At 56.4% G+C, this 11,505-nt stretch carries 8 protein-coding genes; 2 read left to right on the forward strand and 6 right to left on the reverse strand.

Features of this window, described 5'->3' with window-relative positions; all coding sequences use genetic code 11:
• Positions 1 to 844: homocysteine S-methyltransferase family protein (locus L692_RS0109685; RefSeq protein WP_025699381.1), on the reverse strand; the 844-nt coding region annotated here is incomplete at its 3' end.
• Between the two features lie 160 nt (positions 845 to 1,004).
• Between L692_RS0109685 and L692_RS0109690 the strand changes: the two genes are divergently transcribed.
• Positions 1,005 to 1,262, forward strand: a complete 258-nt coding sequence (locus L692_RS0109690) for a hypothetical protein (protein ID WP_025699383.1) — start codon at positions 1,005 to 1,007, stop codon at positions 1,260 to 1,262.
• Here L692_RS0109690 and L692_RS0109695 read toward each other — a convergent pair.
• The 5 genes from L692_RS0109695 to L692_RS0109715 all read right to left on the reverse strand — a co-directional run bounded on the left by L692_RS0109695 (position 1,235) and on the right by L692_RS0109715 (position 9,205).
• The gene (locus L692_RS0109695) at positions 1,235 to 2,335 is read right to left on the reverse strand and encodes a GerAB/ArcD/ProY family transporter (protein ID WP_025699385.1); all 1,101 of its coding nucleotides are present in this window, start codon (positions 2,333 to 2,335) and stop codon (positions 1,235 to 1,237) included. The genes L692_RS0109690 and L692_RS0109695 overlap by 28 nt on opposite strands.
• 15 nt (positions 2,336 to 2,350) lie before the next feature.
• Positions 2,351 to 3,556, reverse strand: coding sequence for a Ger(x)C family spore germination protein (locus tag L692_RS0109700; RefSeq protein WP_025699386.1), 1,206 nt, complete (start codon positions 3,554 to 3,556; stop codon positions 2,351 to 2,353).
• Between the two features lie 6 nt (positions 3,557 to 3,562).
• The gene (locus L692_RS0109705) at positions 3,563 to 5,212 is read right to left on the reverse strand and encodes a spore germination protein (RefSeq protein WP_025699388.1); all 1,650 of its coding nucleotides are present in this window, start codon (positions 5,210 to 5,212) and stop codon (positions 3,563 to 3,565) included.
• A 249-nt stretch (positions 5,213 to 5,461) separates the two neighbouring features.
• Positions 5,462 to 6,298, reverse strand: a complete 837-nt coding sequence (gene dapF, locus L692_RS0109710; RefSeq protein WP_025699390.1) for a diaminopimelate epimerase — start codon at positions 6,296 to 6,298, stop codon at positions 5,462 to 5,464.
• A 66-nt stretch (positions 6,299 to 6,364) separates the two neighbouring features.
• Entirely contained in the window at positions 6,365 to 9,205 is a 2,841-nt protein-coding gene (locus L692_RS0109715; protein WP_025699392.1) for a calcium-translocating P-type ATPase, SERCA-type, read from the reverse strand.
• Positions 9,206 to 9,398: 193 nt separating this feature from the next.
• Between L692_RS0109715 and L692_RS0109720 the strand changes: the two genes are divergently transcribed.
• Positions 9,399 to 11,246: an Rqc2 family fibronectin-binding protein gene (locus L692_RS0109720; RefSeq protein WP_025699394.1), complete on the forward strand. Its 1,848-nt coding sequence runs from the start codon at positions 9,399 to 9,401 to the stop codon at positions 11,244 to 11,246.
• Positions 11,247 to 11,505: the final 259 nt, after the last annotated feature.

Raw genomic sequence — 11,505 nt, forward strand, 5'->3', positions numbered from 1 at the left:
AAATTTCAGCGATATGCTGCGGCGTCGTTCCGCAGCAGCCGCCAATGATCCGGCAGCCCATACCTGCGAAGACCGGCGCCATCTCGCCGAAATACTCCGGCGAAGCCCCGTATTTGTAATGGCCGTCCACATAGTCGGCCAGTCCCGCGTTCGGATATACCGACACCGGCAGCGTCAGCTTGCCCTGAAGAGTGGAGAGCGCTCTTTTGATGCCTATGGGACCGGTACGGCAGTTGAAGCCGATAATATCAGCGCCGTCCTCTTCCAGAATGCGGAACGCCTCCGGGAGCGCCAGCCCGTCCATCGTCATCGCCGTTTCATCGACGGCGAACTGGCAGATCACGGGCAGATCGCTTAGCTGCCGCGCGGTTCGGAGCGCCAGATGCAGCTCCTCCAGATCGTAGAACGTCTCCAGCAGGATGCCGTCCGCCTCTTCTTCCAGCATCGCGCCGATCTGCTGGCCGAAGTATTTCTTCAATTCGGAAGCCGACAGACTGGCGCGCTTGCCCGCACGGATCGACCCTACAGCCCCAAGAACATACCCGCCGCTCCCTGCGGCCTTTCTGGCGATCCGGATGCCGGCCCGGTTAATCTCCTCCACCTTGGATTCCAGACCGAACTTGGACAGCTTATCGTAATTGGCCGAATACGTATTGCTCTCCAGCAGCTCCGCACCCGCCGCAATATAGCTGCGATGCACTTCCTCGATAACCTCGGGCGAGGTCAGATTCAATTCTTCATATGAAATGCCGACGGGAAATCCTTTCTGATACAAAAAGGTTCCCATTGCCCCGTCGCCGACCAGTACCTTGGCGGCCCAGGCAGACCGCAAATCGAGCTTCACAGAGCAGACCCTCCCCTGACATTAGTTTCATACTAATGTAACATAAATCGTAAGGAAAGATAAGCTTTCCGGCAAAAGCGACAGCAAGATTCAGCAAATCGCGAATGACTGGCGTCTCCTTGCCCCATACTAGGATAAAAAAGCCAGGGAGCCAAAACAGATGAAACAAAAGACGAGAAAGATGCTTCTGAAAAAATACGCCGCGATTGCTCTGCTCGGCACGCTTGGACTTCTATACTTGTATTTAATAGACTGGATGTTCGGGTATGGCCCGGGCAATATTCTCTTTATTATGAGATACTTGCTCTATTCCACCGCAGAGAAGCTGTCGGCGGTAGTCCTGCTTCTCTGCCTGATTATCCCGGACATCATCCACTTCATTACCGGCAATCAATCCGGGCGCGGAGCCGAGCGGTGACGCTTGAGCGCGGCGATAATAATCAGCAAGGCGGGGAGTGCCAGCGTAAAAACAGGAAACACCGTATACAGCAGCCGCTTGCCCTCGTCGAGATGCTCTGTAAAGCCGCGTGCGTTCATAACGGAGAGAAACAGGATAATCAGAGCAGCAGGATAGGCCATTGTCCGGTAAGGCAGTCCGAACAGATCCGAAATTCCGACCAGCGCGGCTACATAGAAGACCGTGATTTTGAAAAATACTCCTATAATCAAGACCATCACCACCAATACATCCAGTCGTTGAATAAAATCGGAAATGGAAATCTTGCTGATTGTCGGCATCAGCGGCAGAGGCGAGCGGGCGACAATATCAGCGCCCAGTACCGAAAGGTTCATCACTGTTGTCAAACTGAGCAGCAGGGCGGAAAAAAGCATCGAGGCTACGATGACCCAAGGCCCTCTCCGGCTGTCGGAGAGATAGGGCATCAGCATGGTGAAGCAAATCATTTCCCCGAAAGGGAACATGTAGTTCTGGACCAGTACGGAGCGGAGGACGGGCCAAGCTCCATTCTCCAGCAGCGGAAGAATCCGAAGCAGATTGATTTTGCCGGAAAAGATCATCATCAGACCGCAGAAGCCCCCGATCAGCATGACGATTACCGCAAACAGCAGAGAAGTCCGCGCAAGAACCTCCACGCCTTTATGGGCAACATAGGCGCTCGACAATATCATCATCAGACTAATGACAAATATTGGGGTACGGTTCATTGTCGCCATGACCAGCATCGTGCTGCCATCACGCAAATCGCGGGCTGCCATCATCATAAAGGACAAGATGAAGAGCAGCGCCACCAATCCGCCAAGATATTTGCCCAGCAGTTTGCGCGAATAACGGCTTAGCGGATCATCCGGGTACGCCCTGTACAGATAAATATAACCGATAAACGGCAAGACTCCGGCAATGCCGCCGAGCAGAACGGACATCCAGGCGTCTTTCCCGGTATCCACCCCCAGATTTACCACCATGGCTGTGCCCAATTCAAACAGCATCGCCAATGTAAAACACTGAACGATTCCCATTCTGACCTCGCCCATGTCTGAACCTCCCTGTTACTCCGGCATCTTCATAGACCGGCTTCTCATTTCGGTGCTTTGAGTTACGGCTTTAACCTGCACCTTCACCTCGCACCTGGCAAATACATCGTCCCAATGATCTTCAATCTTCTTCCACCCTCTGGGATTGGACCGTTCTACTGCTTCCCCGAACCCCAGATAATCGCTATTCATGCTGCGCGCTATTTGAATCGCTTTCTCAACATCCTTTTTGGTCGTTTCCTCCAATTCAGCCTCCGCCCGTTTCAGCATGTCCGGATTCATCAGATCCAGATTCCCGTTCAACTCTTTAATCGAGGCTTGCTGCGTAATGCGGATCATAATAACCGGATGCTCCGGATCAGCGGCTCGGGCTTTGAGATGAACGCTATTGTCGAATATATTAAAGACAATTAAATTGCCGTCTGTATGAACAACAACAGGAGTCTGAGTGAGCCTGTGCTGCAGAAGAGCCACTCCCCTCGCCTCGCCGTTATCCAGCCACCCTACTAATTTATCTCCTTTAAAAGCGGCAATTCCCGATATCCTCAATATGGCGGCCGGAGTAATATCATGCATGTTTTCATTCGATTTGCCCGTCTCTTTGTCTCCTGAAACCCACACGCCGTTCATCAACGCGCCGCCACCGGGGACCTGAATGCCGCGTATGATGTCGTCGACCTCCATCCGAAAATTATAGCCAAAGGTACTGGATGTATTCTCAACCTTGCCTACCAGATCGTTGGCCGGAATTTTACCGAGCGCGGTCATGAGCGTCATGCAGTCTTTGGCCATCTGGCCTCTTGCCACGAACATCAGGCTCGTCAGCCTGGCCTCGCTCTCCCGTTCAAGCGTATCCATAATTCCCTTGATCCCCTCACGGGCAAACTCCTCGGAAATGATGACCACCCGGATATGTCCCAGGGACAAGAATCGGGCAATCTGCTTGGAAGCATTCGATAGCGCTTCGTACATAGAGCGGCCCGTTCCGGTATACAGAACGACGGGAGAATTCCCCCTGGAGTTCTTTCCTGTTATCTCGTCCGCTACAATGATCTGAAATGAGAGCATATATTCCCTTTCAGGCGACGGGCCTTTGTCGATAGCCATGCCCGCAACGATTGCGCGCCGGTTCAGCTCCACACTGTCCCAGCATCCGGCAAGCAGCAGCAGGCAGCAGACGGCAATAGCGGCAATCCTCCGCTGCAGTCTCACTTTGCTCATCCCCCTTCATTCTTCTGTTGAATCCAAGAGACCCGTCTTTCCTTTGGCCTGCACCGCCGGGGACAGGTTGTCTTCATGGCCCGAATCGATCAATTTGCCCTGATCTGTCTGGTTCTCTCCGGAACGGGTAGGCGAAACAGTCCCTGGCCGAATGAACCACAGCGGAAGTCTTAATAAGGTATCCTGCTGCTCACGGAATGACAAAGGAACAAAAGGGGACAGATAAGGGACGCCAAATGACCGCAGACTGTTCATATGGGCGATCGTTACGATCATGCCCAGAGTGATTCCGTAAAACCCGAACATGCCTGCAAGAATCATATAGCCGAAGCGGACAATTCTCCCTGCAATGGACATATTGTAGGCGGGAATAGCAAAGCTTGCGATCCCCGTCAGCGATACGACGATAACCATAGCTGGAGTGACAAAGCCGGCTTCCACCGCCGCCTGGCCAAGAATAAGACCGCCGACCACGGATACCGTCTGGCCCACGGCTCGGGGCATGCGAATGCCTGCCTCCCGCAATATTTCAAACACCCCCTCCATCAGCAGCGCCTCTATCAAGGCCGGAAAGGGGACATTCTCACGCTGCGCCAGCAGACTGACCAGCAGGACCGTGGGAATCATTTCATAATGAAATGTGGTCAGCGCGATATACATGGATGGTCCGAACAGTAAAATTATAAAACTGCCGTACCGGATCAAGCGCATCAGAATAGCGATATCTACACGCTCGGAATAATCCGCCGGGGATTGAAAGAATTGCGGAAATACCGCAGGCAGCACCAGAACAAAGGGCGTCCCGTCCACGATAAGCGCCACGCGGCCTTCAAGCAGATTCGCCGCCACTACATCCGGCCTTTCAGTGTTGTAAATGGTTGGAAAAGGCGTAAATGTCTTATCCTGAATCAACTCTTCGATGTAGCCTGATTCCAGGACCGCATCGATTTTAATTTTCCTAATTCTCGACCGAACCTCATCGACCAGCTTCTTGTCGACTGTCCCCTTTATGAACATCATCGCGACGTCCGTCTTGCTCGCCTCGCCGACGGTCAAATGCTCAAACCACAGCTTGGGCGTCTTGATTCGGCGGCGGATCAGGGTGATATTCGTCCCGATTGTTTCTACGAAGCTGTCCTTGGGTCCCCGCAGCACAAGCTGGGTCGTGGGTTCATCAATTGCCCTGCCCTCTTCGTCGCGTGTATCGCATATGATGGCGCTGGCGTATCCGTTGAGGAATACAGCAGTTTCACCGGACAATACCGCCAGGATAATATCATTCCAATCCTCTTTGATTCTGGCGTCGCCCGTCTCCAGCGCCCGTTCCATGACGTATTCCATCAACGATTCGCCGCCGGGGTCGGGAGCCTGCTCCCGGGCCTGGTTCACCTTCATTAAGGAGCCGATCACGAAATCGTTGATGGAATCCTCAGCCGAAAGCCCGCTTATGTAGACGACCGCCGCCTGAACCGGCGGCGCGGTACCAATCAGCAGCTTGCGCATCTTCAGGTCGGGACTGCCTCCAAGCTCGCCGGCTATACGGTCCAGGGTTTCGGCAAGCTCTTCGGATATCCCTCGGACAACGGCGGCGCGGGAATGACCCTCTCCCGCTCCGCTGACGGTTTTACCGCTTTTTGAAGATGTCTCCGCGCTCATGCCCCCACCCCTTTTTTCTGTTCTCTTTCCATTATTTGCAGATATCTCCAACCTTATGCGGACCCTCTGTCCAATCCTGACGAAGCGGATCATATCCGTGCGCCGGTGCTTCCTGCTTCTTTGTCTATAAAATGGGATCGCTTTCAACGAAAAGCAAATAAGCTGGAGCCGATAAGATACCAGCTCCAGCTTATAACGTTCGGGGGGTTATTTCATTGCCGATCAAGGCATGCAGCCTTGCGGCGGCCGTTACACTTCGACTGTACCGGTGAATACCGCTTCGGCCGGTCCTGTCATATACACATGATTGTCTTCTTCATTCCATTCGATGAACAGATCGCCGCCCTTCAGGCTCACCCACGCCGCTCTGTCGCTCACTTCGTTAAGAACGGAAGAGACAAGCGTGGCGCAGGCGCCGGTTCCGCAGGCCAGCGTAGGTCCGGCTCCCCGTTCCCATACCCGCATGTCGATGTGTCCGCGGTCTTTTACAGTGGCGAATTCGACATTCACCTTTCGCGGGAACAGCGGATGAACTTCCAGCTTCGGCCCCCAGGTCGCCAGATCAAAGGAAACGGCGTCGTCCACATAAATCACGCAGTGCGGATTACCCATCGACACGGCGGTAAAGGCAAATTCCTTCCCGTCCGTCTCAATCGGCCGGCCCAGCACAGGCTCGGCGTCAATGTCCACGGGAATTTGCCGACCCGACAGTACGGGCTCGCCCATATCGACCGTTACCGTCTCCACCTTTCCGTTCTTTACCTGCAGCTTGACCTTCTGCTCGCCCGCGCCGATCGTTTCAATGACGATTTGCTCCGATTGCACATGCCCGTGGTCGTACACGTATTTCGACACACAGCGGATGGCGTTGCCGCATTGCTCCGCTTCAGAGCCGTCGGAATTGATAATCCGCATCATGTAGTCCCCCCGTTCCGAGGGCAGAATATATACGAGTCCGTCCGCTCCGATGCCGAAGAACCGATTGCATAATTTAACGGCCAGTTCAGACGCATTGCCCGGCAGCGACTTCTCGCCGAATACGACAATGAAGTCATTGCCGAGTCCGTGCATTTTGGTAAATTCCATGCTTCGTCCACTCCTTCGATGAATTGCCACAAGCATACCGCAAGGAGAGGGACAAAGCTATTAATTTTATGCCGAAATTTTTGTACTTTTCAGCATCGTCTGTCCGCCGCCGCTGCCGCCCCGCCCTCGCTTGCGGTACCGCTTCCCGCTCCAGACGCTGCCCGCACCCATCAGGAAGGTGGGAATTCCGGCTGCAACCAGACACAGCGACCAGTCCCGGAAGCCCAGCGGTATCGTCTTGAAGATCGGCTGCAGGACCGGAATGTACATAACCGCCAGGATCAGGAGTACGGACGAGAGCACCGCGAGCACCAGATATTTATTCTGGAACGGATTCCGGTGGAACACGGACCGCGAGCTCCGGCAGTCGAATACATGAAAGAGCTGGGCCATGACGAGCGTGGCGAACGCCACCGACTGCGCTCTGACCAATTGCGCCGGATCTTCCGGGGCTATGCGGAGGGTAAGCCAGAAGGCGGCAAGCGTGCACAGCCCGATCAGAATGCCCCGGCTGACGATCTTCCAGCCCAGCCGCCGGGCGAAGATGTTCTCTTTGGCGCCGCGCGGCTTGTGCTCCATCAGATCCTTCTCGGGCTGGTCTACGCCAAGCGCCATGGCGGGCAGGCCGTCCGTAACCAGGTTGACCCACAAGATCTGGATCGGCACAAGCGGCAGCGGCAGGCCGAGCATCATGGCAAAGAACATGGTCAGAATCTCGCCGACATTGGAGGCAAGCAGATACCGGATGAATTTGCGGATATTCTCGTAGATGCTTCGGCCTTCCTCTATCGCCGCCACGATGGTCGAGAAATTGTCGTCTCCCAGAATAAGCGCCGAAGCCTCCTTGCTTACATCCGTCCCCGTAATGCCCATGGCAATGCCAATGTCCGCCGCCTTGATGGCCGGGGCGTCGTTGACCCCGTCGCCCGTCATGGCCACGACATGGCCGTGACGCTGCAGCGACTTCACGATGCGCAGCTTGTGCTCGGGCGAGACGCGGGCGTAGACGCTTACGCTGTCCGACAATTTGTCGAGCGCATCGTCGTCCATCCGCGACAACTGGCTGCCTGTCAGCACCTTGCCGCCGCGCTGGAGGATGCCGAGCTGACCCGCAATCGCCTCGGCCGTGGTGCCGTGATCGCCGGTGATCATCACCGTCTTGATGCCCGCCCGCCGGGTGACGCTGATGGCGTCCCGCACCTCTCTTCGCGGGGGATCGATCATACCGGCGAGCCCGGCGAAGATCAACTGGCTTTCGGCCTCCTTCTCGGAACCCGCCTGCTCATTCGGCCGCAGCTCCCGGTAGGCCAGGCCAAGCACCCGGAGAGCTTCCGAAGCCATCGCTTCATTCGCGTCCAGCGCCTTTTGCCGGAGCGTTGGCGTGCATGGCACAATCTGGCCCTCCCACAGCATGTACGAGCAGCGGCTCAGCAGCACGTCGGGCGCCCCCTTCGCGCATATCATGCGGCCGCCGGGATGGGTGACGATCACCGACATCAGCTTGCGTTCGGAATCGAACGGAAACTCCTTGTCTCGCGCGTAGGTTGCGGCAAGCGACGAGGCGGTCAGCCCCATCTTCGCGGACAGCACCACCAGCGCTCCCTCTGTCGGATCGCCCTTTAGCTCCCAGACCCGTGCCGCAGGCGCCGCCGCCTCTCCTTCACTACCCTTTCCCTTGCCTTTCTCCTTGCGTTTCGCCTTCGTCTCGGCAGGAACGGTCTCGCAGATTTCCGCGTTGTTGCACAGCGCGCCGATCTGCAGCAGTCTCCGCAGGCTCTGGTCATGCTTCAAATCCGCAGGCTTGCCCTTGTCCAGAACCGCTCCAACCGGCGCGTAGCCTTCCCCCGTGACTTCAAGACTTCGCCCCCCGCTCCACACGCGGGTAACCGTCATCTTGTTCTGCGTCAGCGTCCCGGTCTTGTCGGAGCAGATAACGGACGCGCAGCCCAGCGTCTCCACCGAGGGCAGCTTCCGCACAATCGCCTTGCGCTTGATCATCCGCTGCACACCGAGAGCAAGCGCGATGGTGACGATCGCGGGCAGCCCTTCAGGGATCGCGGCTACCGCAAGGCTAACCCCCGCCAGGAACATCGCCACCGCGGGCTGTCCATGCAAAATCCCGGCAAGCACCACAACTACGGTCAGGGCGAGCGAGACGTAGATCAGAATCTTGCCAAGCTGCTCCAGCCGCCGCTGCAGCGGCGTTTCCTGAGCGTCGGTGCTCTGGATCAGGCCCGCGATTTTGCCCATTTCCGTATCCATGCCGGTGCGTACCACAATCGCTTTGCCGGTTCCCCGGGTGACCATCGTGCCCATGAAGCCGATGTTCTTCTGGTCGCCCAGCGGAACCTCCTCGGCATGTATCGGCTCCGGGTGTTTGGAGACCGGCAGCGACTCCCCGGTCAATGCCGATTCCTCGCAGTACAGCGCGCTGCATGCAAGCCAGCGCACATCGGCGGGAACCCGGTCGCCGCTTTCGAGCAGCACGATGTCGCCGGGAACGAGCAGCTTCGCCGGGATGTGCTGCACGGTTCCGTCCCGAAGCGCTTTGGCCGAAGGCGCGGACAGCTGCTTAAGCGCCCGCAGCGAGCGCTCGGCGCGAAACTCCTGAACGAACCCGAGCACCCCGTTCAGGACGATAATGGCGACAATCGTGATCGCGTCCAGATATTCGCCCAGCAGCCCCGATACAAGCGTCGCTCCCATCAGCACCAGAACCATGAAATCCTTGAACTGGTTGAGCAGCAGCGTCAGCGGGGAGATTTTTGTCCCCTCCGACAGCTCGTTCAGCCCCTTCTCCTTGCGTCTTGCTTCAGCTTCCTCATTGCCAAGGCCCCGCTGCGGCGATACCGTGAATATCTTCTGCAGCTCCTCGCTGCTGAGCCGGTGCCAACTTGTTTGTTCCATGACTCTCCTTCCCCTCCCGGTCGTTTCTTGACTTCCGGCGGCGTTAGTGCTTTTCCACCCGTTCATGACCAATGTATTCGGGGTCGTCCCGAATTATCACCCGGGCTTATCCTGTTCGTTTTGCGCAAGGCGGCAGAAGTATGGCATCATAGAGAGGAAAGAAATTTTACCAGCGACAGGAGAATTTAAAATCATGGCACTAGACGGCATCGTGACCCGCGCCATAGCAGCGGAGCTTCAAGCCTGCATTGGCCAGCGGATCAGTAAAATATATCAACCCGGGGATCATGATCTTGTTTTTACGCTGAGGGGCGCCGGAGGCGGCGGCAAGCTGCTCTTGTCGGCCAATCCGACTTATCCCCGCCTGCATTTTACGGAAAGAAGCACCGTGAATCCGCCGGAGGCGCCGATGTTCTGTATGCTCATGCGCAAGCACTGCGAGGGAGGCGTAATCGAGGCCATCACCCAGGTGGGGATGGAGCGGATCATTCATATCGATATCCGCCAGCGGGATGAGCTTGGAGACGTCTCGGCCAAGAAGATTATCATCGAGCTGATGGGACGCCACAGCAACATTATCCTGACCGACGCCCTGGCGGGTACGATTATCGACGGCATCCATCATGTTACGCCCGCGATCAGCAGCTACCGGATCGTCATGCCCGGCTTTGCGTACACGCAGCCGCCGGAGCAGCACAAGCATAATCCGCTGGACATTTCGCGAAGCGAATTCCTGCGGTTGTACGGCGATGCCGAGACCGATGCAGCAGAACGGGAGCAGCAGGCGGATTCGGGAACGGAAGCGGAGCATTCGGGAAAAAGCGTCCGGAAGCCCCCCTCCAAAGATCCCGCCCAGTGGATCGTCGATACCTTCAGCGGCGTCAGCCCGCTGATTGCGCAGGAAATCGCGCTGCGCGCGAAGGAAGGCCAAAGTGCCGGAGAATCCGGCGTTGCTTCGACGGACGCGCACCCGGGCGACCAACTGGCGGACGCCTTCGAATCCGTTATGGAGCCGGTCAGAGAGAATCGGTTCGAGCCGGTTACCGGGACGAACGCCAAGGGAAAGCTCGTCTTCTCGGCGGTTCCGTTAAAGCTGCTGGAAGGCAGAACGAAGCATTACGATACCATCAGCCACTGTCTGGAGGATTATTTCGGCGATAAGGGCGAGCGGGATGCGGTCAAGCAGAAGGTGAGCGACCTGATCCGCTTCCTGACGAATGAACGGAGCAAGAACATCAAGAAGCTGGCCAAGCTGAAGGCGGATCTTGAGGAAGCGGGCGACGCCGAGAAGTACAGGGTTCGCGGCGAGCTATTGTTCGCGTCGCTCCATACCTTGACCAAGGGCGACAAGGAGGCTCGCTTGGTCAACTACTACGATGAGAACCAAACGGAGATCGTAATCCCGCTTGATCCGCTGCTTACACCGTCGGACAACGCGCAGCGCTATTTTAAAAAATACAATAAATACAAAAACAGCCTGGCGGTCATTGAAGAGCAGCTGGAGAAGACACACGAGGAGATCCGCTACATGGATAGCCTGCTTCAGCAGCTGGATCATGCTTCCCTGAACGATATCGAGGAAATCCGGGAGGAACTGGTGGGCGGGGGGTATCTGCGCGACCGGGGCAAGAGGGGCAAAAAGAAGAAAAAGTCTGCCCGTCCGACGCTTCAGGTCTTTACTTCCTCGGAAAATCTGGAAATCTATGTAGGCAAGAACAACCTGCAAAATGAGTATCTGACCAACCGGCTTGCTGGCTCCAACGATACCTGGCTTCATACGAAGGACATTCCCGGTTCGCATGTTGTGATACGCGCAGAAAATTTCGGGGACGCCACGCTCAATGAAGCCGCGCAGCTGGCCGCATACTTCAGCCAGGCCAAGCAGTCCAGCAGCGTGCCCGTGGACTGTACCCTCATCCGGCATGTGCGCAAGCCAAGCGGGTCAAAGCCCGGCTTCGTTATTTATGACCATCAGCGGACCCTGTTCGTTACGCCGGATGAGGACATGATCAAGCGCCTGCCGAGCACGCTGAAAAACTAAGTCACGCGTCGACACAACGAAATGTAGCAGCCGGTTGAACCCGCCGCGCTGCCATAGACATAACAAAGAAGCTTTCACCGGACGCCCATGCCGTTCAGTGGAAGCTTCTTTGCGTGAATCAGGCCGATACCTATCTATCGTCCTGAAAGCAAATGTTCACATTAAGTTTGTCCCTCTAGGCTCCAAAGCTTCTAAGCTTTCAACAGCTCCAGCACCTCCGCGCCGACCGTTACGCTGCCAAGGTCGCCGTGAAATATCA

Source organism: Paenibacillus forsythiae T98, from assembly GCF_000520735.1.
Taxonomy (GTDB): domain Bacteria; phylum Bacillota; class Bacilli; order Paenibacillales; family Paenibacillaceae; genus Paenibacillus_AQ; species Paenibacillus_AQ forsythiae.

Coding starts and splice junctions, on each gene's coding strand:
- dapF (WP_025699390.1), bottom strand. CDS start 6,298: ATGGAATTTACCAAAATGCACGGACTCGGCAATGACTTCATTGTCGTA.
- L692_RS0109720 (WP_025699394.1), top strand. CDS start 9,399: ATGGCACTAGACGGCATCGTGACCCGCGCCATAGCAGCGGAGCTTCAA.
- L692_RS0109700 (WP_025699386.1), bottom strand. CDS start 3,556: ATGAGCAAAGTGAGACTGCAGCGGAGGATTGCCGCTATTGCCGTCTGC.
- L692_RS0109695 (WP_025699385.1), bottom strand. CDS start 2,335: ATGGGCGAGGTCAGAATGGGAATCGTTCAGTGTTTTACATTGGCGATG.
- L692_RS0109705 (WP_025699388.1), bottom strand. CDS start 5,212: ATGAGCGCGGAGACATCTTCAAAAAGCGGTAAAACCGTCAGCGGAGCG.
- L692_RS0109715 (WP_025699392.1), bottom strand. CDS start 9,205: ATGGAACAAACAAGTTGGCACCGGCTCAGCAGCGAGGAGCTGCAGAAG.
- L692_RS0109690 (WP_025699383.1), top strand. CDS start 1,005: ATGAAACAAAAGACGAGAAAGATGCTTCTGAAAAAATACGCCGCGATT.